At 70.8% G+C, this 22,446-nt stretch carries 16 protein-coding genes; 9 read left to right on the top strand and 7 right to left on the bottom strand.

Features of this window, described 5'->3' with window-relative positions; genetic code table 11:
• Positions 1 to 2,940, top strand: coding sequence for a CHAT domain-containing protein (locus R2B38_RS40505; protein ID WP_318020778.1), 2,940 nt, complete (start codon positions 1 to 3; stop codon positions 2,938 to 2,940).
• A 4-nt stretch (positions 2,941 to 2,944) separates the two neighbouring features.
• Here the strand turns inward: R2B38_RS40505 and R2B38_RS40500 are convergent, their stop codons facing one another.
• Complete coding sequence (locus R2B38_RS40500) at positions 2,945 to 4,174, bottom strand: PP2C family protein-serine/threonine phosphatase (protein ID WP_318020777.1); 1,230 nt, start codon at positions 4,172 to 4,174, stop codon at positions 2,945 to 2,947.
• A gap of 137 nt (positions 4,175 to 4,311) precedes the next feature.
• Here R2B38_RS40500 and R2B38_RS40495 point away from each other — a divergent pair, with 137 nt between their 5' ends.
• Positions 4,312 to 4,878, top strand: a complete 567-nt coding sequence (locus R2B38_RS40495; RefSeq protein ID WP_318020776.1) for an AAA family ATPase — start codon at positions 4,312 to 4,314, stop codon at positions 4,876 to 4,878.
• On the top strand, positions 4,875 to 5,738 hold the full coding sequence (locus R2B38_RS40490; RefSeq protein WP_318020775.1) for a fructosamine kinase family protein: 864 nt from the start codon (positions 4,875 to 4,877) through the stop codon (positions 5,736 to 5,738). Before R2B38_RS40495 ends, R2B38_RS40490 begins: the two co-directional genes overlap by 4 nt.
• Before the next feature lie 259 nt (positions 5,739 to 5,997).
• Here the strand turns inward: R2B38_RS40490 and R2B38_RS40485 are convergent, their stop codons facing one another.
• Positions 5,998 to 7,425, bottom strand: a complete 1,428-nt coding sequence (locus R2B38_RS40485; protein WP_318020774.1) for an alkaline phosphatase family protein — start codon at positions 7,423 to 7,425, stop codon at positions 5,998 to 6,000.
• A 346-nt stretch (positions 7,426 to 7,771) separates the two neighbouring features.
• Positions 7,772 to 8,926, bottom strand: a complete 1,155-nt coding sequence (locus tag R2B38_RS40480; protein ID WP_411978536.1) for a PP2C family protein-serine/threonine phosphatase — start codon at positions 8,924 to 8,926, stop codon at positions 7,772 to 7,774.
• 258 nt (positions 8,927 to 9,184) lie between these two features.
• On the opposite strand from R2B38_RS40480, the gene R2B38_RS40475 reads away from it, so the two are divergent.
• The 5 genes from R2B38_RS40475 to R2B38_RS40455 all read left to right on the top strand — a co-directional run bounded on the left by R2B38_RS40475 (position 9,185) and on the right by R2B38_RS40455 (position 15,323).
• Complete coding sequence (locus R2B38_RS40475) at positions 9,185 to 9,538, top strand: hypothetical protein (RefSeq protein ID WP_318020772.1); 354 nt, start codon at positions 9,185 to 9,187, stop codon at positions 9,536 to 9,538.
• Between the two features lie 207 nt (positions 9,539 to 9,745).
• Positions 9,746 to 11,071, top strand: a complete 1,326-nt coding sequence (locus R2B38_RS40470; RefSeq protein WP_318020771.1) for an extracellular solute-binding protein — start codon at positions 9,746 to 9,748, stop codon at positions 11,069 to 11,071.
• A 47-nt stretch (positions 11,072 to 11,118) separates the two neighbouring features.
• Positions 11,119 to 11,970, top strand: a complete 852-nt coding sequence (locus R2B38_RS40465) for a carbohydrate ABC transporter permease (RefSeq protein ID WP_106971015.1) — start codon at positions 11,119 to 11,121, stop codon at positions 11,968 to 11,970.
• Positions 11,967 to 12,878: a carbohydrate ABC transporter permease gene (locus tag R2B38_RS40460; protein WP_318020770.1), complete on the top strand. Its 912-nt coding sequence runs from the start codon at positions 11,967 to 11,969 to the stop codon at positions 12,876 to 12,878. The genes R2B38_RS40465 and R2B38_RS40460 overlap by 4 nt, the downstream gene beginning before the upstream one ends.
• Before the next feature lie 90 nt (positions 12,879 to 12,968).
• A complete protein-coding gene (locus R2B38_RS40455; RefSeq protein WP_318020769.1) occupies positions 12,969 to 15,323 on the top strand; it encodes a glycoside hydrolase family 3 N-terminal domain-containing protein in 2,355 nt (784 codons plus the stop codon).
• 71 nt (positions 15,324 to 15,394) lie between these two features.
• Here R2B38_RS40455 and R2B38_RS40450 read toward each other — a convergent pair whose 3' ends face one another.
• The 4 genes from R2B38_RS40450 to R2B38_RS40435 form a co-directional block, all read right to left on the bottom strand.
• Complete coding sequence (locus R2B38_RS40450; protein WP_318021915.1) at positions 15,395 to 17,536, bottom strand: RICIN domain-containing protein; 2,142 nt, start codon at positions 17,534 to 17,536, stop codon at positions 15,395 to 15,397.
• A gap of 215 nt (positions 17,537 to 17,751) precedes the next feature.
• Positions 17,752 to 18,846: a LacI family DNA-binding transcriptional regulator gene (locus tag R2B38_RS40445; RefSeq protein ID WP_234444405.1), complete on the bottom strand. Its 1,095-nt coding sequence runs from the start codon at positions 18,844 to 18,846 to the stop codon at positions 17,752 to 17,754.
• 149 nt (positions 18,847 to 18,995) lie between these two features.
• A complete protein-coding gene (locus R2B38_RS40440; protein ID WP_318020768.1) occupies positions 18,996 to 20,687 on the bottom strand; it encodes an FAD-binding protein in 1,692 nt (563 codons plus the stop codon).
• A gap of 150 nt (positions 20,688 to 20,837) precedes the next feature.
• Complete coding sequence (locus tag R2B38_RS40435; protein WP_318020767.1) at positions 20,838 to 21,503, bottom strand: TetR/AcrR family transcriptional regulator; 666 nt, start codon at positions 21,501 to 21,503, stop codon at positions 20,838 to 20,840.
• A gap of 150 nt (positions 21,504 to 21,653) precedes the next feature.
• On the opposite strand from R2B38_RS40435, the gene R2B38_RS40430 reads away from it, so the two are divergent.
• On the top strand, positions 21,654 to 22,304 hold the full coding sequence (locus tag R2B38_RS40430) for a TetR/AcrR family transcriptional regulator (RefSeq protein ID WP_318020766.1): 651 nt from the start codon (positions 21,654 to 21,656) through the stop codon (positions 22,302 to 22,304).
• The last annotated feature ends 142 nt before the right edge of the window (positions 22,305 to 22,446 follow it).

Genomic DNA, 22,446 nt, shown 5'->3' with positions numbered 1-22,446 from the left:
ATGCCGGACGAGGACGAGAGCGCGGTGGGCGACGGAGTGGACCCGACCACGCAACACGCGGTGACGCACCTCTACGGAGAGCCGTTCGACAGCGGGTTCGCCCAGGCCGAGCGCCTTCACCTGGCCGCCGATCTCGCCGGCGCGGTCGCCGTCTACGAGGAGTTGCTCACCCTGGCCGAGTCCGTCGAGGACTCCCCCGACGTGCGGTTCCTGCGGGCGCATCTGCTGGCCGACATGACGAGTGTCCACCTCGCCGCGACCGATCTGGCCGGGGCGGAGGACACCAACAAGCGGTCCCGTGCCCTGCTCGACGACATCGCCTCGGCACCGATGGGACCGCGCGGCCGTCAACTGTGGCTGGAGGTGCTGCTGCGGACACTGATCGCCGGAGCCGACCTCCTGCGCAGGACCGGACGCCTGGACGAGGCGCTGGCCTGCCTCGACGAAGCGGCGGTGAGGCTGTCCGAGTTCGACGATCCCGAGGGACTGCGCACCTCCGAACTCGGCCTGAACCGGGTGCACCTGCTGATGGACCGAGGCGAGTGGGGAGCGGCCGAGGACCAGGCTTCGGCGCTGCTCGCGACCACACCGGCGACCGCGGTGGAGACTGTCCCGCGGCTCCTGGTCGCCCTCGGACTGATCTGCTCCTCCACCGGGCGGTTCGACCCGGCCGAGGACTACTTCGCCCGCGCGGAGGACCACTTCCGGGCGATCGGCGACACCGATGGGGAGCGGACGCTGCTCGCGCACCGGGCGTACGCGGCGATGCACCGCGGCGAACTCGACCTCGCTGAACGGCTGTTCGCGGAGGCGTCCGCGTTCTTCGAGCGGCAGCGGCGGTTCGGCGATCTGGCCGTCTGTGAGCAGGCCCGCGCCTTTCTCGCCGGCCGGCGCGGCGACGCCGTCGGCGCGGAAGAGCTGCTGGCGGCGAGCCTGGCCCGGTTCGAGCGGCTCGGCGCCTCGATCGCCGCCGCGGACACCATGCTGCTGGGCGCCCAACACGCCTACGACCGGGGCGACATCGACGAGATGAAGCGGCTGGCCCAGAGCGCCCGGGACGTGTACCAGGAGCGGGAGGTGTACGAGCGGTGCGCGCAGGTCGACCTCCTGCTCGCCCGCACGCTTGAGGACAACCTCAACCGGACCGATCACGGCGATCACGAGCGGGAATCCATCGACACCGCGCTCTCCTTCGCCCTGCCCGCCGCGCTGGCCCTGGAGGCGGCGCGCTACGACTTCGCGACCGCCCACGCCCGCAGCCAGTGGCTCCAACTCGCGGACGAGGCAATGCAGTTGGTGTTCCGCCTCGTGATGCGCCGACAGGACCAGGGCCTCCTCTTCGAACTGGCTGAACACCGTTGCGCGGGCGCCTCGTTGGCCCTGGACCGCACCCCGCCCGCCGCCGAGCCGGTCGAGGACCCCGCGTCGGTCTTCCCGAGCGCGGCCATGAAGTCGTACGCGTACCACGAGCGCGCCGAGGGCGCGATGACGCTCGGCGGTGTCGCGGCGGAGGCCGCCGCCTCGGTCGGTCTGCGGGTCGCGCCGCCGCCGAAGGTGCGGATGTCGGCGCAGTCGGGCCCGGGCCGTGTCGCGCTCCAGGAGTACATCGCGGCGGCCGAGTTCCGCTATCACCGGCGGATCGCGCACGAGGAAGCGGTGCCGTTCTGGATCACAGACGACCTGACGAGCCGCCCGGTGGTCCAGGTCCGACTGGCCGACGCCGGCGACCTGTTCATGACCTGGACGTGGGCGGGCGGGGCCCGGGGGTTCGGTACCGGTCAGGGGCCCTGCGCCGAAGTGGACCAGGCGGTAAGGGAGTTGACCGACGCACTGCCGGGAGCGGGCGACGGAGCGGAGGGCATGCGGCGGGCGTTCGACGAGGGCGCGCTGGCCGAGCACGGAAGTGAGCGCCGACTCACGCGAACGCTGGCCGAGGCCCTGTGGCCGGAGCAACTGACCGCGCAGATACGCCAGGTGGCGGAACAGGCGGGCCGTCCCCTCGTACGGATCCAGCCCTCACCCCGGGTCGCCCAGGTCCCCTGGGAACTGCTCGCCGTCGACGACGGGACCGACGTACGGCTCATCGACCTGGCGGACGTCGTGACCACCGCACCGGCGTCGTTGCGGCCAGCCAAACCAACCCCCGCAACAGCGCAGAACACCGGACCGGTCGTCCTCGTCCTGGACCCCCGCGTCCCCGGCTTCCGCGCCGACTCCCCGCTCGGCTCGGTCCTGGGGCCGCCCGGCTCCGACCCGGAGTTGATGTCGCTGGTCCGGCGCCGCCTCGACGCGGGCGCCGTCGTACCGTCCGTCGCCACCCCGACCGAAGCCTTCCGCCGCACCGACCTGGACCGGGACTGGCTGAGCGGTGTGCTCACCAAGGGCGCCCGCAGGCTGATGTACGTCGGGCATGTGAGCGGTGCGCCGGTCGAGGGCGGGCAGAGCGAGGACGGCACCCTGCACCTGTGCTGCGACGCGGGCGCCCCGGGCCTGGCCGAGCCGCTGCGCACCCACCGGCCGCTCTCCGCCAAGGACTTGCTGCTGGGCTCGCTCCCCCTGCGCGCGGACGGCGAACCGGGCGCGCGGATCTGGCCCGCGCCACCCCGCGTCGCCCTCATCGGCTGCGAGAGCGGCGGCGATCTGCGGTTCGCCGAGTCGTTCGGCCTGGCGACGGCGATGCTGCACAACGGCGCCGAGCTCGTCACCGCGACCCGCTGGGTCCTGCCGACGAGTTTCGCGTTCCACCGGCTGGCTCAACTGCCGGTGTCCGTACGGCCGTTGTCGGAGGCGATCGTCGCCGTGGACACGGCGCACGAGGACGAGGACCCCGTGCGGAGCCTCGGCGGCTGGCAGCGCGAGCAGCTCGACCGCTGGCGTGCGGACGGCCGTATCGAGCACTCGCCCCTGTTGTGGGCGGCCATGACCTGCATCGTGGTGTGACGGGTCAGAGCCGCACGATGATCAGGGCCGTGTCGTCGGTGGCGCCTCCGTGCGGGAGCAGTTCGAGGAGTACGGCGTCCGCGAGGGCTTCGGGGTCGGTGTTCCGGTGGTGGACCAGGGAGTCGGCGAGGCGGGCCAGGCCCTTGTCGATGTCCTCGCGGCGGCGTTCGATCAGGCCGTCGGTGTAGAGGACCAGGGTGGAGCCCCGGGAGAACGTGGTGGTGGCCTGGGGTCGGGGCATCGGGTCGGGGCGGGCGTCGAGGGGCGGGTCGGTGGCCCGGTCGAGGAATTCCACTCGGCCGTCGGGGTGGGCCAGGACGGGCGGTGGGTGTCCGGCGCTGCTGTAGGTGATGGTGTGCCGGTCGAAGTCGACGAAGGTCGTGACCACCGTGGCGGACTCGGCGCCGTCGACCACGTTGGCGTAGCGGCCCAGGACGTCGAGGGCCTCGGCGGGGCCGTCCGCGACCCGGGAGGTGGCGCTCAGGGCGCTGCGCAGCTGGCCCATGACACCGGCGGCGGCCAGGCCGTGGCCGACGATGTCCCCGACGGAGACGCCTATACGGTTGCCGCCGACCAGGTCGACGACGTCGTACCAGTCGCCGCAGACGTTGAGGGAGCCGACCGCGGGCCGGTAGCGCACGGCGATCTGGTGGCCCGCGCCCTGGCGGCGGGTGGGCAGCATCGCCTCCTGCAGGGCCAGGGCGACCTCGCGTTCGCGGGCGTGGGCGCCGCGCAGACGCTCGTTGACCTCCTGGAGTTCTCGGGCGCGGGTGTACAGCTCGGCCTCCAGGACACGGGTGCGGCCGCTGCCCGAGCCGCCGCGGGCCCGGATCAGTTCGGTGACCTCCTCGACCCGGTGGACGAGGAGGACGACCTTGCCGTCCGGGCCGAGCACGGGGGCATTGACCGGGCTCCAGTAGCGCTCCTCCCACGTCCCGGGACATGCCGCCGACTCGACGTCGTAGCGCTGGAGGGCCATGGTGTCGCGTTCGCCGGTGGCTATGACGCGGCGCAGCGAGGTCTCCAGGTTGCGCATGCCGGTGGCGGCGGGGTCGTTCGGGTTGTCGGGGAAGACGTCGAAGAGGAAACGGCCGACGACCTGCTCGCGGGTGCGGCCGGACATGCGCAGGAACTCCTCGTTGGCGTCCGCGTACACCAGGTCGGGTGTCAGCAGTGCCACCATCCCGGGCAGCCCCTGGAACACCGCCGCGTAGTCGATCTTCGCGTCCGTCATGGCCCTGCCACCAATCGCCACTATCACACCATTTTCCCACGATATGAGCAGACCGATACAAGCAGACCGGGTGTGACCGAGGAGGCACTTTGCGTTCACCCGGTCACTCAGTGCCACTGGTTGGGTAGGGTGCCCCGGTGACAGCGCCCTCCTCCCCCACCCGGCTGATCGTGGTGCGCGGCAACAGCGCCTCCGGCAAGAGCTCGGTGGCCACCGGTCTGCGGGAGCGGTACGGCCGCGGGATCGCCCTGGTCCGCCAGGACGTCCTGCGACGCGAGGTACTGCGCGAGCGCGACATCCCCGGCGGCGCGAACATCGGCCTGATCGACCTGACCGTCCGGCACGCGCTGGCGCACGGCTTCCACACCGTGCTGGAGGGCATCCTCTACGTCCCCCACTACGGCGAGATGCTGGCCGGTCTGCTCGCCGACCACCCGGGGCACACGCACTGCTACTACCTCGATGTGCCGTTCGAGGAGACCCTGGCCCGGCACGCCACGAAGCCCATCGCGGACGAGGTCACCGAGGAGCAACTCCGGGAGTGGTACCAGCCGTTGGACCTGCTGCCCGGTGGTGTCGAGACGGTGATCCCGGCCGCGAGCCCGCTGGAGGAGACGGTCGACCGGGTGCTGCACGAGTCGGGGCTCTGCGCCTCGCCGTGCGCGCACGTCCGTCCGGCTCCCGCTCCTAAGCTGTCACCGTGATCGAGGGCGAGAGCGCGGGCGCCGCTGCGGCGCGGCTCACCGGGTGCGCGGTGGCCGGTGAGCGTCCAATGTCCGCGGCGGTCACCGAAGTCACGGTCGACGACGGTCAGTTGATGGTGGTCAAGGGTGATGAGGCACCGGGCGCGGTGCGGGCCGAGGCGGCGGGACTGCGGTGGCTGGCGGACGCCGGGACGGTCCATGTCCCGGCGGTACGGGGGTGGGACGAGCGCTGGCTGGTCACCGATCTCGTCCGCACCGGCCCGCCGAGTGCGCGGGCCGCCGTCCGGTTCGGCCGTGACCTGGCCGCCCTGCACGCTGCCGGCGCATCCGCGTTCGGCGCACCGCCGCCCGGCGGCCCGACGGACGCGTACATCGGGCTCGCGCCCATGCGCAACGCGCCCGGCGCCGACTGGCCCAACTGGTATGCCGGGCAGCGGGTGTTGCCCTATCTGCGGCGCGCGGTGGACGCGGGTTCCCTGCGACCCGCCGAGGCGACGGTCGTGGAGCAGGTCTGCGAGCGGCTGCCCCAACTGGCGGGCCCCGCCGAGCCGCCCGCGCGGCTGCACGGCGACCTCTGGAACGGGAACGTGCTCTGGGGCGCCGACGGGCACGTCCGGCTCATCGACCCGGCCGCGCACGGCGGCCACCGGGAGACCGACCTGGCGATGCTGCACCTCTTCGGCTGCCCGCATCTGTCCGAAGTCCTCGACGGTTACGAGGAGTTGGCGCCACTCGCCCCCGGCTGGACCGATCGCATCGGGCTGCACCAACTGTTTCCGCTCCTGGTACACGTGGTGCTCTTCGGACGCGGCTACGCCGAGCAGACCCTGTCGGTGGCGCGGGCGGCCCTGTCCGGGTGACACCGGGCGAGGCCGCCCGCGCCGGGGGCCGGGCCAGACGTGCGGCAACGGCCCGTACGTCTCCCGAGCGGGCCGTTGCCGCACGGGCGGCTCCGGCCGGAAGGCACCGGACGAGGCCGCCCGTCACGACGCTCCAGGTCAGACGGTGCTCGTGCACGTCGCACTGCTCGACCGCAGCCACGTCGCGCAGACCGTCTCAGCCACGCGGACGGCCCCGGCCGGATGACAACAGCCAGGGCCGCTCGTCACGAGGGGCCGGTCAGACGTGTGGGCGGCGGCCGCGCTCCTGGTGGGGGAACTTCTGGTCCGCGCCCGGCAGTGTGGGCTTCGGGAGTGTCGCCACTTCCTCCTTCGCCTTCTCCAGTTGCTCCACCGTGTCGTCGGGCAGGCGGGGCGAGCGCGGGCGGGCGTCGCGGAAGCGGAACGCGGAGGTGAAGTCGCCGAAGGTGTCCCGGCGCCAGTCGGTGACGTTCGGTTCCTCGACGCCGGTGAAGCGCTCCAGGAACTGCAGTGCCGAGGTGTGGTCGAAGGCCTCCGAGGCGACCCAACCACCCACGGTCCAGGGCGAGATGATGATGGCGGGGACGCGGAAACCGCCGCCGATCGGCAGACCCTGGATGAACTCGTTCGCCGTACCCGCGGGCGGGGTCGGCGGCACGACGTGGTCGAACAGGCCGTCGTTCTCGTCGTAGTTGAGGATGAACGCGGTCTTGCGCCACACCTTCGGGTTGGACGCGATCGCCTCGATCTTCGACGCGACGTAGTCCGCGCCGGCGGCCGGGAGGTAGTCCGGGTGCTCGGACTGGTAGCTCGTGGGGCAGATCCACGACACCGTCGGCAGCCGGTCGTTGCGCGCGTCGTCCTCGAACGTGCCGTGCGGCTGCGGGCGTACACCCCGCTCGTACAGGTCGGAGCCGGGCTGGGCGTTCCTGAAGGACGCGAACTGCTCCAGCATGTTGGTGCCGTAGTCGTCCTCCTCCTGGTACACCTTCCAGCTGACGCCGGCGTTCTGGAGGCGCTCCGCGTATGTCGTCCAACGGTACGGAGTCGGGGCGACGTTGCTGATGATGGGCCCACCCTGTGTGCCACCCGGGTCGATCGAACCGGTCATCCACATCAGCCGGTTGGGCCAGGTGGGCCCGAACACCGAGCAGTAGTAGTTGTCGCAGATGGTGAACGTCTCGGCGAGCGCGAACTGGAACGGGATGTCCTCGCGCGTGTAATAGCCCATCACGTAAGGGCCGTTGACGCCGTCGGCGGCGCGGTGGGCCGGCAGCCACTGGTCCATCTTGCCGTTGTTCCAGGCCTGGTGCTGGACCGACCAGGCGTGACTGGTGGACGGGATGGCCTGCGCGCTGGAGGTGTGGGTGTCGAGGTGGAACGGGAGGAGGTAGCCCTTCGGGTTCACCGCGTCCGGCTGGTAGAAGACGCTGCGCCCGGTGTCGAGTTTGCGTGCGTGCGGGTCGGCGAATCCGCGAACGCCGGACAGCGTGCCGAAGTAGTGGTCGAACGACCGGTTCTCCTGCATCAGCATGACGACGTGTTCGATGTCGCGCAGCGAGCCGTTCTTCGGCGGTTCTGCGGCGACGGCTTTCTGGACGCTCGGCGGGAGGAGGGAGAGCGCCGCGGCGCCGCCCACCGCGCCCGCGGCGGAACCCAGGAGTCTGCGGCGTGTCAACTCGGCCATGATTGCCCCTTCTTGAAGAGCTTCGAGGGATCTCGTGGACCAGACCTCGGATCACTCTCCGCCCCTTTCGGTATGGGGTGTCAGGGGCGTGCGATGAATTTGCGGCCAACGTGCGGAAAGGGGTTGGCCAAGCCGTGACCGGCAACATCGGGGCGTTGCTTGGGTGTTGCCAAACCTTGGGGGACGGCTGGCGGTCACATGAGTCGGCCCGGCCGAGGACACGGGTACCGAACTTCTTTTCCCGTTCGCGAAGTTCACCGCGAACAGCGCGGGACGCGCACACGCAGAGCCGCACGAAGAGGTCGGGTGAGTGCAGGGCCGTACGGAAAGGGCGGGTGCGTCGCGCCTACGCGGGGTTCCTCGGGCGGAGTCGCGCGGCGATCGCGGCCACGTCGTCCTCGGCCTCCTGGACGTGGAGGCGCAGCACGATGTCGTCGAGGAGGCGGGAGACGCCCTGGCCGGGGTGGAGGCGGAGCCGGGCCAGGCGGGCGAGGGAGACGTCGATGTCCTCGCCGCGGCGCTCGACCAGCCCGTCGGTGAACATGACCAGGGTGTCCTCGGGGGTGAGGGTGAGCGTGGTCATCTCGTAGTCGGCGAGGCCCGTGCCGAGGGGCGGGCCGACGGGGACGGGGATCAGTTCGCCGGCGCCGTCGCGGTGGAAGACGGCGGGCGGGAGATGGCCGGCGCTGGAGAAGGCGGCCGTGCCCCGGTCCGGGTCGAGGAGGGCGAGCAGGCAGGTCGCGGGGCGGCGGTTGTGCTCCTCGGACATGGCGGTGTCCATCTGGCGCAGGATGCGGTGGGGCGGGAGGTCGGTCGAGGCGACGTAGCGCAGCATCGAGCGGTACGCGTTCATGTCGACGGCCGCGTCCAGGCCGTGGCCCATGACGTCGCCGATGACGAGGAGAGTGCGGCCGTAGTGCAGTCGTACGGCCTCGAACCAGTCGCCGCCGACGAGGGTGCCGCTGCCGGCGGGCAGGTAGCGGGTGGCCATCTCGACGTTGGGGTGGGGGCGGCTGGGCTCGGTGAGCAGGACCTGTTGCAGGTTCAGGGCGGTGGTGCGCAGGCGGTGGTGTTCGACGGCGTGGTGCAGATGGGCCGCGGTGAGGCGGGCCGCGTAGTGCACGGCGGCGGCCTCGGCGTCGGTGAACGTCCGGCCGGCGCGGACCGCGAGGAGGGCGCCGTAGGCCTTGCCCCAGGCGGTCAACGGCACGGAGAGAGCCGCGAGTACACCGTGGTCGTTCGTGGTGAAGGACGTGGTGATGGGGTGGCCGGCGTCGAGGGCGCGGACCATGACGTCCTCGCGCGGCGCGGTGCGCAGGCTGTCCAGCAGTTCCTTGCGGCCCTCGGCCGCCATCGGGTGCAGCATGCCGTGCGGTGCGGGCCGGGCCTCGTCCTGCGCGAACAGGTCCACGGCGGCGGCGTCGCACAGCCCGTCGACGAGGAACCTCGCGCACTCCGCCGCCGTCCTGCGCTCGTCCAGCGTCGACCCGATCGCGGACACGGCCCGCTCCGCGAGCGCGAACCGATCCGTCGAGCCCGCCTCTGACCCACCAACCGCGTCGCCGTCCACCACGACCCCTTTCTGCCGCCCCCATCCCAACACCCGCGCGGGCGTTCGGGCGGTAGCGACCCGTGGTGCGGTGGGATCAGGTCGGGGTGGGGGCCGGTCGCCGAGGGGCGAAACTCCGTGGCCGCAGCGCCCGTAGCGCCGATACCGTCCGATCCGATCCCCTGGTCCCCTGCGCAGAGAGCCTCTCCGATGACGAACCGCCGACCGACGACCACCCTCTGGCGCCCCACCGGCCCCAAGGAGCTGGACCTGGTCCGGGAGCTCGACTGGCGTGCCTGGCCGCCCCGGCTGCCGGAGCAGCCGATCTTCTACCCGGTCCTCAACGAGGACTACGCGATCCGGATCGCGAGGGACTGGAACGTCAAGCACGACGGCGCCGGTTTCGTCACGCGCTTCGACGTGGACTCGGAGTTCCTGGCCCGGTATCCCGTCCAGCAGGCGGGCGGCCGGACGATCCTGGAGCTGTGGGTGCCGGCCGAGGAGCTGGGCGAGTTCAACGCGCACATCGTCGGCGAGATCCGGGTGGTGCACGAGTTCCGCTGAGCCCTGGAGGCAAGAGCGCACCCGGCACTGCGAAAGTGTTTCGTAACCGAGGAATTTCCCGTGCTTGTCCTGGGTGTGAATTCCGTGTCAGTGTCCCGGCCAGCAGGCAGGCGACCCGCGGTGGGGCATCCGAAAGCCTTTCGGGCCGGTTTCCGTTTTCGATCTGCCTGGCCGACCTACGGCATGCCGAAAGAAGAGAGGCACACCATGCGGGGAATCCCGGTCACCGGACATCTCGGAAGCCCGAGAATTCGACGCGCCGTCGCGGCCGCGGTCACCCTGGCCGCCGCCGCGAGCCTGGCCGCCTGCGGGTCCTCGGGACCGTCCAGCACCTCGTCGGCCAAGGGCCTGACGATGTGGGCGCTGAACGACCAGACGATCCTCAAGCAGTCGGTCGACGCCTACAACAAGGACCACCCCGACGCGAAGATCACCCTGCGGCTGTTCGCCAACGACGACTACAAGCAGAAGCTGCGCGTGGCGTTCGGCGCGAACCAGGCCCCGGACCTCTTCTTCAACTGGGGCGGCGGCGCCCTGAACGACTACGTCAAGGCCGGCAAGGTCGACGTCCTGAACGCGTCGGACGTGAACGCGGACCGGTACACCGACAGCGTGATGCAGAGCGCGACCTTCGACGGCAAGGTCTACGGCGTCCCCGTCAACGGCCTCGCCCCGGTCGTCCTCTACTACAACAAGAAGGTGCTGTCCGACGCGGGCGTCCAGCCCCCGAAGACGTACGACGACCTGCTCGCGGCCGTGAAGAAGCTCAAGGGCAAGGGCGTGACCCCGCTGTCCCTCGCGGCCAACTCCAAGTGGCCGACCCTGATGTACCTGGAGTACCTGCTGGACCGCACCGGCGGCTCCCGGGTGTTCTCGAAGATCGCCTCCGGTGACGCCGCCGCCTGGAAGGACGTCTCCGTCACCAAGGCCAACGAGAAGCTCCAGGAGCTGTCGAAGGCCGGCGCCTTCGGCGACAACGCGTCCTCCGTCAGCTACGACCAGGGCGCCTCGACCGCGCTGCTCTACACGGGCAAGGCCGCGATGGAGGTGATGGGCACCTGGGAGTACGCGAACATAGCGAAGGCCGCGCCCGACTTCCTGAAGAAGGGCGACCTGGGCTACACCGCGTTCCCGGCCCTGACCGGCGGCGCGGGCAGCGCGGCGAACATCGTCGGCAACCCGTCGAACTTCCTGTCGCTGAACAAGTCGTCCAAGAACAAGTCGGACGCGCTGACGTACCTGAAGAACTACGTCCTCAACGGCTCACAGGTCGACGCCTATCTCGCCTCGGGCAGTGTCCCGCCGGTCAAGGGTCTGGACTCGAAGCTCGCGGCGGTGACGTCGTCGTCCGACAAGCAATGGCTGACGTTCGTCTACGACCTGGTGAACAAGGCCCCGAGCTTCCAGCTCTCGTGGGACCAGGCGCTCCCGTCCGACCAGTCCGACCCGCTGCTGACCAACACCGACAAGTCGTTCCTGCGGCAGATCTCGCCCGCGGAGTTCGGAGCGAACATGAGCAAGGCGGGGTCGTGACCATCACCACCACCCCCGTACGCCGGAAAGGAGGGAGCGGCCTCCTCATGGCCGCCCCGGCCCTCCTCCTCTTCGGTCTGTTCGGTCTCGTGCCCCTGGTCGGCGTGGCGGCGCTCAGCGTCGCCCGCTGGGACGGGCTGGGCTCCATCAGCTGGGCGGGCGTCACCAACTGGACGTCCGTCCTCACCGACAGCGCCACCTGGCAGTCGCTGTGGCTCACCGTCAAGGTGATGGTGGTCAGCTGGCTGGTGCAGACGCCGATCGCCCTGGCCCTCGGCCTGTTCCAGGCGCCCAAGGGGAGGCTGCGCGCGCTGTTCGCCATCCTCTTCTTCCTGCCGCTGCTGCTGTCCGCCGTGGCGATCGGCCTGACCTGGCAGGCGCTGCTCGACCCGTCCTTCGGCATCGGCGCCACGCCCGGTCTGCACTGGCTGGCGAAGCCGCTGCTCGGCTCGCCCCAACTCGCCCTGTACACCGTCATCTTCGTGATCGCCTGGCAGTTCGTGCCGTTCCACGCGCTGCTCTACCAAGCGGGGATACGGCAGATCCCGACCGCCCTGTACGAGGCCGCCGCACTCGACGGCGCCGGGCCCGTGACCCGCTTCCTGCACATCACGCTGCCGCAGCTGAAGTACACGCTGGTCACGTCGAGCACGCTGATGCTGGTCGGCTCGCTGACCTACTTCGACCTGATCTTCGTCCTGTCCGGCGGCACCGGCGGCCCCGGCACCGCGACCCGCGTCCTGCCCCTCTCCATGTACATCACCGGTTTCCAGGCCCACGACATGGGCCGGGCCAGCGCGGTGGCCACGCTGCTCGTGGTCTTCGGCCTCGGCCTGTCGCTGCTGACCACCCGCCTGTCCGGCTTCACCCGGATGGACAGCCAGCAGGAGGGCATGTGAGCACCACCGTGACCAGGTCCCGCCCCGTCGCCACCGAACGGCCGGTGCCGCCGACGCCACCAGGGCCCGCCCGGCGCAACCCCGTACCGGTATTCCTCCGCCGCACCCTCACCAGTGGCGCCGCGCTCTTCTGGACGGCGATCGTCGTCGTCCCCATCTACTGGCTCGTCGTCACCAGCCTCCGCAGCCAGTCCGACTTCACCTCCGACAGCCCCCTCGCCCTGCCCAGCCACCCGACCCTGGACAGCTACCGCACGGTCCTGGACGGCGACTTCACCACCTACCTCCTCAACAGCGTGATCGTCACCGCCGGCACGGTGGTCATCGCCGTCGCCGTCGCCCTGATGGCCGCGTTCTCGATCGTCCGCAACGCCGGCACCCGCTTCTCCCGCGTGTCGTTCCGCCTGTTCCTGCTCGGCCTGGCGATCCCGCTCCAAGCGGTGATCATCCCGGTCTACCTGCTGATCATCCGCATGCGTCTCTACGACAGCCTGCTCGCGATCGTCCTGCCCTCGGCGGCGTTCGCGCTGCCGATCACCGTGATGATCCTGGTCAGTTTCCTGCGGGACGTGCCCCGTTCGCTGTTCGAGGCGATGATCGTCGACGGCGCAGGCGACTGGCGCATGCTCTGGTCACTGGCCGCACCCCTGGCCCGCCCGGCACTGATGACGGTCGCGGTCTACGACGGTCTCCAGGTCTGGAACGGCTTTCTCTTCCCCCTCATCCTCACCCAGAGCGGCGACAAGGCCGTCCTGCCCCTGGCGCTGACCCTGTTCCGCGGCCAGTTCGGCATCGACGTCCCGGCCACGATGGCCGCGGTGGTGCTCTCCACCCTGCCGATGCTGGCCCTGTTCATCCTGGCCCGCCGTCAGCTCGTCGCCGGTCTCACCGCCGGTTTCTCCAAGTAGCCCCCACCACCGGGCAGTTCGCACCGTGACGACGGCCGGGCCATGCGCCCGGCCCCGTCGGCGTGCCCGCGCAACACCGAGGAGTCGTGAATGACGACCACCATGCCCGACCACGGCGGCCTCCCCCAGGAGGAGAGCGACCGCCCCTGGACCGACCCCGCCCTGCCCGTCGCCGACCGCGTCGAAGCACTGCTCGCCCGGCTCACCCTGCCGGAGAAGGTCGCGCAACTCAGCAGCACCTGGGAGGACATCGAGGCCGACGGCCCCGAAGTGGCCCCGGGCAGCAACCACTTCGGCCGCGTCGGCGACCTCGACGAGACCGCCCGGCACGGCCTGGGCCAGCTCACCCGCCCCTACGGCACCCTGCCCCGGCCCGCGCTGGAACACGCCCGCCTGCTGGCCAGGCACCAGCAACAGGTCGTGGCGCAGAGCCGGTTCGACATCCCGGCTATGGCCCACGACGAGTGCCTGACCGGCTTCACCGCCTACGGCGCCACCATCTACCCCACCTCGCTCGGCATGGCGGCCACCTTCGACCCGGCACTGATCCGCAGGGTCGGCGAGGCCATCGGCTCCGACATGGCCGAGGCCGGGGTCCACCAGGGCCTCTCCCCCGTCGTCGACGTCATCCGCGACTACCGCTGGGGCCGCTGCGAGGAGACCTACGGCGAAGACCCGTACCTGGTGGGCGAGTTGGCCGACGCCTACGTCACCGGGCTGCAGAGCGCCGGGGTGTACGCGACCCTCAAGCACTTCGCCGGGTACTCCGCCTCGATGGGCGGCCGCAACCACGCCCCCGTGCACGCGGGCCGCCGCGAACTCTTCGACGTGATCCTCCCGCCCTTCGAGCGACTCGTCGCGTCGGGTGTGCGGTCCGTCATGAACTCGTACGCCGAGATCGACGGCGAGGCACCGGCCGCGAGCCGCTGGCTGCTGACCGAAGTCCTGCGTGAGGCATGGGGTTTCGAGGGGACCGTCGTCTCCGACTACTGGTCCCTGCCCTTCCTGGTCAACGCCCACCGCGTCGCCGCCGACCTGCCCGCCGCGGGTGCGCTCGCCCTGCGCGCCGGGATGGACGTCGAGCTGCCCGACCAGCGCGGCTTCGGCACCGCCCTCGTGCACGCCGTCGAACAGGGCCTGGTGGACGAGGAGTTCGTGGATCGCGCGGTGCGCCGGGTGCTGCGGCAGAAGGTGGACCTCGGGCTGCTCGACGCCGACTGGGACCCGCGTCCACCCGCCCTGCGCGCCGGCGAACTGGACCTGGACAAGCCGCAGAGCCGTCAACTCGCCCACGCCGTGGCCCAGTCGAGTGCCGTGCTGCTGTCGAACGACGGCACCCTGCCCCTCCCGGCGACCGGCCGCATCGCGCTGATCGGCCCGTGCGCGGACGACGTACGCACCATGTTCGGCTGCTACAGCTTCCCCAACCACGTCCTCGCCGAACGCGACGACCTCGGCAACGGTGTCGAGGCGGTCTCCCTGCGCCACGCCCTGACGGCCGAACTGCCCGGCGTGGCGTGGGAGTTCACTCCGGGCTGCCCGATCCGCGAGGCGGACCGCTCCGGTATCGCGGCCGCGGTGGAGGCGTCCGCCGGAGCCGACCTCACCGTGCTGGTCGTCGGCGACAAGGCCGGCATGTTCGGGATCGGCACCTCGGGCGAGGGCTGCGACGTGGAGGACCTGCGTCTGCCGGGGGTTCAAGAAGAGCTGGTCGAGGCGGTGTTGGCGACCGGGCGGCCGGTCGTCCTGATCGTGAGCAGTGGCCGGCCCTACGCCGTGGGCCGGTTCGCCTCCACCGCCGCCGCCATGGTGCAGGTCTTCCTGCCCGGCGAGGAGGGCGGCCGGGCGGTGGCCCAACTCCTGGCGGGGAAAGCCAACTTCAGCGGCAAGCTGCCGGTGCAGATCCCGACCACGCCCGGCGGCCAGCCCTACACCTACCTCCACGCGCCGCTCGGCGACCGGCAGAGCTGGCTGTCCAACCTCGATCCGACACCGGCGTTCCCCTTCGGGCACGGGCTGTCGTACACGACCTTCGAGATCGACGGGCTCGGTGTGGACCGTGAACTGGTTCCGGTGGACGGTGAGTTCACGGTCGGCGCGCGGGTGCGGAACACGGGGGCGGTCGCGGGTGCCGAGACAGTACAGCTGTACGCGATCGACCCGGTGGCCCAGGTGACCCGGCCGGTGCGGTCCCTGCTCGGCTTCGCCAAGGTGGCCCTCGAACCCGGTGAGCAGGCGACGGTCCGCTTCCATGTCCACACCGACCGGCTGGCGTTCACCGGCCTGGCCGGCACGCGCATCGTCGAGCCCGGCGAGATCCTGCTGGAGGTGGGCTCCTCCAGCCTGGACACACCGGTGCGGGGAGCGGTCCAACTCGTGGGCGAGGAGCGGGATGCGACGGTTCTGCGGCAGCACACGGTGCCGGTGAGCGTCGAGCGGGCGTAAGAGCAGGGGACGTACACGAAGCGGCGCCACCGTATCCGACGGTGGCGCCGCTTCTGTCGTGTCCCGTGTGCCTAGGCGCGGCTCCACTGCTGGGTCGCGTTGCCCAGCCCGGTCCACAGCTCGACCTTCGAGCCGTTGGCCGTGCCCCAGTTGGTCACGTCGATGACGAGGCCGTTGGAGCGGTTGACGATGGTGCCGTCCACGCGGAAGGCCCACTTCTGGCTGTTCTTGCCGTTGCAGGCCCAGAGGATCAGCGTGGTGCCCGCGGTGGTGCCGTCACCGTTCGCGGCCAGGCAGTTGCCGTTGACGCGGAGTTCGCCCGCGGCGGTCTGCGTGATGGTCTGGTAGGTGTTGCCCGAGCAGTCGTAGATCTGGACCTGGACGCCCGTCGCGCCGTTCGGGACGTCGAGGCAGCGGCTGGAGTACGTGCCCTTCAGGGTGAAGGTGGAGGCGGTGGGGAGCGGGTCCTGGACCAACTGCCAGTCCTGGGAGCCGTCGGTGGTCGCCGCCGCGACGGTGACAGAGCCGCCGGCCGTCGAACCGGTCATGTAGAGGCTGGTGTTGAGGACCGAGCGGAGCTTGTAGTAGCCGCTCGTCGACGACGCGACCTGGGTCCACTGTTTGTCGGTGGCGCCATCGTCGACCCATTGCGCCAGCTTCTGCCCCGCCGTCGCGGTGCCGGTCCAGATGGCGACCGAGCGGCCCCCGGCCTTGTTGAGCAGGGTTACGTTGCTGCCCTTGGCGGTGAGGTGCCAACGCTGGGTGGCGTCGGTGGAGTTGGCGGCGCTCAGGACGATGTCGGGGGTGTTCCCGGTGAGGTTCGCGTCCTGGGTCTTGCCGGACGCGGTGCTGAGCACCTGGCCGGTGAGCCGGTTGACGAGGCTGTAGTAGGCGCCGTCGGAGCGGCCGAGGTCGACCTCGGCGTACTTCACGGGGCCGACGCTGGTGCCGCTCCACGAGGCCTGGAGCACGAGGACGCGTCCGGTGCCGTCGACGTACTGGAGCATCCGGCTGTACCCGGCGGCGATCGAGGTCTTGTACTCCTTCCACGTGCCGGTGGACAGCCCGGACTCGTTCACCCAGACGTCTCCGCTGCCCGCGGCGTTGTAGACGATCCGGCCGTCCGGCATCGGGAGCAGGACGGGGCTGCCGCCGGTGGCCAGGGTGGCCCCGCCGGAGGGCACGGGCAGTGAGGTGATCGCCGCGTCGGTGGCCGAGAAGAACTTCGTCGGGTCGTCGGATATCCGGTAGCGGACGTTGGTGCCGCCGCCCCAGTACTCGTACGTGAGAAGCCACTTGCCGTCGGTCGTCGGGGCGATGGTCGTCATGCCGGGGCGGCCGCCGCCGATCTCCGTCTTGCCGTTGCCCATGCTCACCGTGGAGCCGGGGACGTCAATCACCGGGGAACTCCAGGCAGTTGAGCTGGATCCGTCCCAGGTGCGGTGCAGGAGGACCTGGCCGCCGGAGTCCGTGGCCGTGGCGTTGTCCGGGTCGAGGGTCGGGGCGCCGGTGGTGGTGTCGTAGCCGGTGTAGTCGTCCTCGTCGGAGTAGTAGGCGATCAACGTGCCGTTGTGGGCGAGGAGATGGGGTTCCCACACCGGGTCGACCTGCGCGTAGGTGTTGGCGGTGGAGACCCGGCCGACGCTGCCCGCGCTGCCGCCCTGCCAGCCGCCGGCGGCGATGATGTTCTGGATGGTCCAGGTCGCGCCGTCGTCCGTGCTGGAGTACAGGGCGAGCGCCACGTCCTTGCGGTCGCCGTCACTGGTGGGCGTCCAGCTGGAGTTGGCGGCCTTCTGCTCCTGGTAGTAGTAGTCGTCGCCCGAGACGATGCTCGCGAGGAGCAGGGTGCCGGCGCTCAGGCTGCCGACGTTCTGCGGGAGCACATACAGATACGGGTTGGTCCAATTGCTCGTGTATTTCGCGTACTTGGAGTCGCTGGAGAGATACGCGGGGGCCTTGACGTCGGACAGTTTCGCCCACGTCGTGCCGTCGTCGTCGCTCTTGTACACGGGCAGTGTCTGGCCCACCGGAGCGGTCTGGTCGTTCTCGAAGGTGGCCACGATCCGGCCGTCCGCCAGCTGGGCCGACTTCGGGTAGAGAACACACGGACTCTTGCTGCACGCGGCGGTGTTGGTCGCCGTATACAGATTGGCGGGACTCGGCTGATAGGCCGAGGCACTTGTCGCGGAGGCGATGGCGAATGCCACGCCCATGCCGAAGGCGGTCGCCGCAGCGAAAGCCTTTCGCGCCCAGGATCTGGTCAATGGCGTTCCTTTCACCGGGGAAGGCGCGCACCACGTTCCAGGGGTGCCGGAATTTCCGGAGGTCCCAGGGGGATGGAATGGGGGTGCGGAGCAGGAAGCCAGTATTCGGATACGACACCGCGATGTCACCGGCACGTGTCGAAAGTGTTTCGCAGGATGGGGAGTTACGCGGTATTGACGTGCTTCACGGAACGGCGCCCGGAGGTCGAGGTCCGCAGCACGAGTTCCGTGGCCAGCTCTATGCGCGGCGACACCGGCGGCCTCCCCTGGGCGAGTTCGAGGAGCACCCGGGTCGCCTCGCGCCCCAGCTCCTCGAAGGGCTGCCGTACGGCGCTCAGCGGTGGGCAGGCCATGGCCGCGACGAGGGTGTCGTCGAAGGACATCACCGCCAGGTCGTCCGGTACGGCGAGCCCGTGCTGCCGCGCCGCCTCCAGCACGCCGAGCGCCTGTGCGTCGCTGGCCGCGAAGACGGCCGTGGGCGGGTCGTCGGCGCGCAGGATCTGACCGGCGGTGGCCAGGGCCTCGGCGTAGTCGAAGTCGGTCGAGCGGACGATCGCCGGATCGTAGGCGATCCCGGCCTCCTCCAGCGCGGCCCGGTAGCCGTGCACCCGCGCGGCCCCGGCCAGCGAGTGCGAACGGCCGGCGACCATGCCGATCCGGGTGTGCCCGAGCCCGAGCAGGTGCTGTACGGCGTCGCGGGCGCCGCTCCAGTTCGTCACGCCGATGCTGGGGATGTCCTCGGAGGGCGCGCTGAGCGGGTCGATCAGGACCACCGGGAGCCGTTGTTCGACGATGCGCCGCTGGTCCTCCTCGGACAGCATCGAGATCACGATGACGATCCCGGCCGCGCCGAGCGCCACGCACTGTTCCAGCCACCCGGAGATGGACCGCCGGCTCGTCGTCCCGGTGACCACGTCGATGCCGAGCGCGCCGGCCGCGTCCACGATGCCGCGGACCACCTCCAGCGTGTACGGCCCGGACAGGTCCCGGAACACCGCGATGATCTGCCGGGGTGTCGCGGGGTCCCGCTCCCAGGGGCGGACGAAGCCGTGCCGGGCGAGGAGTTCCTCGACCCGCTCGCGAGTCCGCGCGCCGACGTCCCGGCGTCGGTGCACCACCTTGGACACCGTGCTGAGCGAGACACCCGCCTCCGTGGCGATGCTCGTCAGGAGGCCGTACTGCGCCTCCAGTTGTCCCTTGCCGCGACCTGTCACCCGATGCCCGTTCCGCTCGCCGAACACCGATGCGCCGGACCGCATCGCGTACCTGGCCAGTAACTTTGCCGCAACGTAACGGGACGCGGGGCGCGGAGGCAAGACCGGTGCAGGGGGTCTCGTGCGGTTCGGCCTGCGGGGATGTGCGCGCCCGGGGCGGCGCGGGTTCCGTCCACCGCGTGGTGCCCGTGCGGTCAGCCGGCGTTGCGGTCGCCCGGCCCCCGTCCCGCCGAGGACGCGTGGTCCGCCGCCACGTGTCCGAACACCGCCGACGCGGCGATGCTGGCACCGGCGCCCAGGTACTTGCGCCCCATCACGGACGCGGTGCAGTTGCCGGTGGCGTAGAGCCCGTCGACCGGGTTCCCCTCGGTGTCGAGGACCCGGGAGAACTCGTCGCAGAGGATTCCCCCGCTGGTCCCGATGTCCCCCGGGTACAGGGCGACCGCGTAGAACGGCGGCTTCGAGACGGGGCCCAGGCAGGGGTTGGGGGCGTGGGTGGGGTCGCCGTAGAACTTCTCGTGGTCGCCCTCCCCGCGGTGGAAGTCCTCGTCGACGCCCCGCGCCGCGAGCGTGTTGAACCGCTCGACGGTCTTGAGGAGTCCGCCGGTGTCGATCCCGCACTGCCGGGCGAGGTCCTCCAGGCTGTCGGCGCGCTTCATCGCGCCGCTGGTGATCCACTCCTTCGGGGTGCGGCCGGGGGGAGACATCCCGAACGGGTAGTGGCCGCGGTGCCGGGCGTCGATGACGAGCCAGGACGGGACGGCGCCCCCGAACTCCCGGTCGTGGGCGTACATCTGCTGGCCGGCCTCCTGGTAGGCGACCGCCTCGTTGAAGTACCGGCGGCCCTCCGTGTCGACGATGATCGAGCCCGGCCTGGTGCGTTCGGACATGCACATGTTGGGGGTGCCGTCGGGCATGATCCACGACGGCATCCACCACGCCTCGTCCAGCATGTCCGTCGCGGCCCCGTGCGCCATGGCGATCCGGATCGTCTCCCCTGTGTCACCCGGGTTGGCCGAGGTCCACCGGTCGCTGGTGGGTCGGCCTCCCGAGTGTTCCGCTCGCATCTCCTTGTTCCGGGCGAAGCCTCCGGCGGCGAGCAGCACGCCGTCCCGGGCGCGGACCCGGAGGTCACGACCACCCCGGTGGACGACCGCGCCGACGACCCGCCCGTCCTCGACGACGAGGTCGGTCAGGGCGGAATCGAGCCAGATGGTGGCGTCCTGCCGTAACAGGATCTGAAGAAGCCGGGCGGACAGGGCCACACCGTTCGTCACGAGCCGCTGTCGGCGGACGCGACCGAGTGCGGTTCGCAGCCCCGCCCTGGCCAGGACGGTCAGTCCGACCCGTGTCCGCATCAGGGTCAGGCGTGACGCCTCACCGGTGTAGACGGCGAGGCCGCCCGCGAAGCCGGGGCGGATCCGGTCCTGCCAGGGTCCGAGCTGCTTCTTGTCGAAGACCTTCGCCTCGACGGACCTGCCGCGCGCCGAGCCGCCCTCGCAGCCCCGGACGCCGGAGTAGTAGTCGCTGTAGCCCTCGCAGCGCCGGAGTTCGAGGCCTTCGGACTCCAGGAAGTCGACCATCTCGGAGCCCGCGCGGACGTAGGCCTGCCTGCGGGCGGGCGACGACGCCGGGCCCGCGTCACCGACGACGGTGGCGAAGTACCTGAGTGCGGCGTCGGCCGAGTCGGTCACGCCCTCGCGTCGCATGAGCGGGTTGGAGGGAAGCCACATCACACCGCCCGACATACAGGTCGACCCGCCGAACCGGTCGGTCTTCTCCACGACGAGAACGTCCTTGCCGAGCGCGCGTGCCCGGATCGCCCCGGTGACGCCCGCACCGCTCCCCACCACCAAGAAGTCGGTCGAGTGGTCCCAGTCGGTCATCGGCCTGTCTCCCTCCGCGTTCCGGCGCGGCAGCCCCTGACCGGGTGCCGACAGGTGAGCCACACGGTAGGTACGGAGGCCGGGCGCGGTGTTCGTACTCCCGGTGAGTGGAACGGCGGCTTGGCGCTCTCAACTGCGGCCCGCCCGCGGTCACTTCGCCGGCGGCGGCCCCGTCGTCACGGGCGCCTGCCACAGCGCGACGATCGCGTCGACGAGGCCGTCTGCGGTGTCGTGCCAGGTCGACCGGGTGGTGGGGATGTCGTCGGCGAGGGCCCGTTCCCGCTCGACGGACATCTGCACGATCAGGTGCCGCGTCATGACCGCGCGATCGGCGTGCACCCCTGCCGGCAGGACGGGCACACAGCGGGTCAGGCCCTCCTCCAGCTTCCCCAGCGACGGGGAGGCCCCGAAGAACTCCTCCTCCGTGATGGCGTAGAGCGCGGGATCGGCCGAGACCTGCGCGATGAAGCGGGCGTACCAGCTGGGGCGGCCGAGTGCCGCCAGATGCCCGGTGACGGGGCGCACCGAGCAGTCCACCCAGTCGCGGAGTTCGGTGGAGTCGCCGATGTCGGCGAGCATGCGGACGCGGATGCCCTCGATCTGTTCCGCGTGCCGCCGGACGATGGCCCGCACCAGATCGGCCTTGGTGCCGAAGTGGTAGCTGACGGCTGTGTTGTTGCCCTGGCCCGCGGCCTCGCTGATCTGCCGGTTGGACATCGCGTGCACGCCGTGTTCGGCGAACAGCCGCTCCGCCGCGTCCAGGAGCGCCGTCCGGGTCGCCCTGACCTGCTCGTCCCGCCGTGTTCCGCCCGCCATCGTCCCCACCGCCGTTCCGGGACATGGCGCCGTCTCGCGACGACTTGTCCCGTTGGTCCGACGCGCCTAGAACGTAAGTCACCTGGTTGATCTCCGTCCAGGGGCAGGTGGGAGCGACCGGCCGCGCACGGTCCCGGTACGGTGGTGGACATGACGGGTAGGAGTGTCCGGGCCGAGCAGGTCAGAGTGACCCGGGAGCTCATCCGGAGGACGGCGGAGCGCCTGTTCGCCGAGCGCGGTGTGTACGCCGTGTCGAACCGGCAGATCAGCGAGGCGGCGGGGCAGGGCAACACCGCTGTGGTCGGCTACCACTTCGGCACCAAGACGGATCTGGTGCGGGCGATCGCCCGTCATCACGCCGAGCGGATCCAGCGTCTGAGCGAGCGTCTGCTGGCCGAGACCGGCGATTCCACCGAACTCCGGGACTGGGTCGCGTGCTTGGTGCGGCCGACCCCCGAGTACCTGGCCGAGCTGGGCAGCCCCACGTGGTTCGCGCGGTTCTGCGCCCAGGTGATGGCCGACCCCGCGCTGCACGAGATCCTGGTCGCCGAGACCCTCGACCTGCCGGTGTGGCGGCAGATCCTCGACGGGCTGCACCGGTGCCTGCCCGACCTGCCGGCCGAGGTGCGCGCGGAACGCACCTCGATGACCCGGAACGTGATCCTCTACACGTGCGCCGAGCGTGAGCGCTCCCTGGCCCTCAACACCCCCACGCCGAGGGCCAGTTGGCATGATGCCGCGGACGGACTGGTCGACGCGATCGTCGGTCTGTGGACCGCGCCCGCGACACACAGCCCCTGACGGACCGTCAGCCCCCTCGCCCCACCCCGCCACCACAGAAGATCCACCCACTCGTCTCAGTAAATTTTGAATCAATCGATTGACTTAGCCGAGGGCCGGGAGTTCACTCGGAGGCGCGGTCGACGGAGCCCACCAAGGGCGC

The sequence above is a fragment of the Streptomyces sp. N50 genome, from assembly GCF_033335955.1.
In the GTDB taxonomy this organism is placed as follows: domain Bacteria; phylum Actinomycetota; class Actinomycetes; order Streptomycetales; family Streptomycetaceae; genus Streptomyces.
This window is presented reverse-complemented; position numbering and strand designations above follow the sequence as displayed.

What these genes read in the sequence shown, in the direction of transcription:
- R2B38_RS40505 (WP_318020778.1), top strand. Translation starts at nt 1, where the DNA reads ATGCCGGACGAGGACGAGAGCGCGGTGGGCGACGGAGTGGACCCGACC.
- R2B38_RS40500 (WP_318020777.1), bottom strand. Translation starts at nt 4,174, where the DNA reads ATGACGGACGCGAAGATCGACTACGCGGCGGTGTTCCAGGGGCTGCCC.
- R2B38_RS40485 (WP_318020774.1), bottom strand. Translation starts at nt 7,425, where the DNA reads ATGGCCGAGTTGACACGCCGCAGACTCCTGGGTTCCGCCGCGGGCGCG.
- R2B38_RS40475 (WP_318020772.1), top strand. Translation starts at nt 9,185, where the DNA reads ATGACGAACCGCCGACCGACGACCACCCTCTGGCGCCCCACCGGCCCC.
- R2B38_RS40470 (WP_318020771.1), top strand. Translation starts at nt 9,746, where the DNA reads ATGCGGGGAATCCCGGTCACCGGACATCTCGGAAGCCCGAGAATTCGA.
- R2B38_RS40465 (WP_106971015.1), top strand. Translation starts at nt 11,119, where the DNA reads ATGGCCGCCCCGGCCCTCCTCCTCTTCGGTCTGTTCGGTCTCGTGCCC.
- R2B38_RS40455 (WP_318020769.1), top strand. Translation starts at nt 12,969, where the DNA reads ATGACGACCACCATGCCCGACCACGGCGGCCTCCCCCAGGAGGAGAGC.
- R2B38_RS40450 (WP_318021915.1), bottom strand. Translation starts at nt 17,536, where the DNA reads ATGGGCGTGGCATTCGCCATCGCCTCCGCGACAAGTGCCTCGGCCTAT.
- R2B38_RS40445 (WP_234444405.1), bottom strand. Translation starts at nt 18,846, where the DNA reads ATGCGGTCCGGCGCATCGGTGTTCGGCGAGCGGAACGGGCATCGGGTG.
- R2B38_RS40440 (WP_318020768.1), bottom strand. Translation starts at nt 20,687, where the DNA reads ATGACCGACTGGGACCACTCGACCGACTTCTTGGTGGTGGGGAGCGGT.
- R2B38_RS40435 (WP_318020767.1), bottom strand. Translation starts at nt 21,503, where the DNA reads ATGGCGGGCGGAACACGGCGGGACGAGCAGGTCAGGGCGACCCGGACG.
- R2B38_RS40430 (WP_318020766.1), top strand. Translation starts at nt 21,654, where the DNA reads ATGACGGGTAGGAGTGTCCGGGCCGAGCAGGTCAGAGTGACCCGGGAG.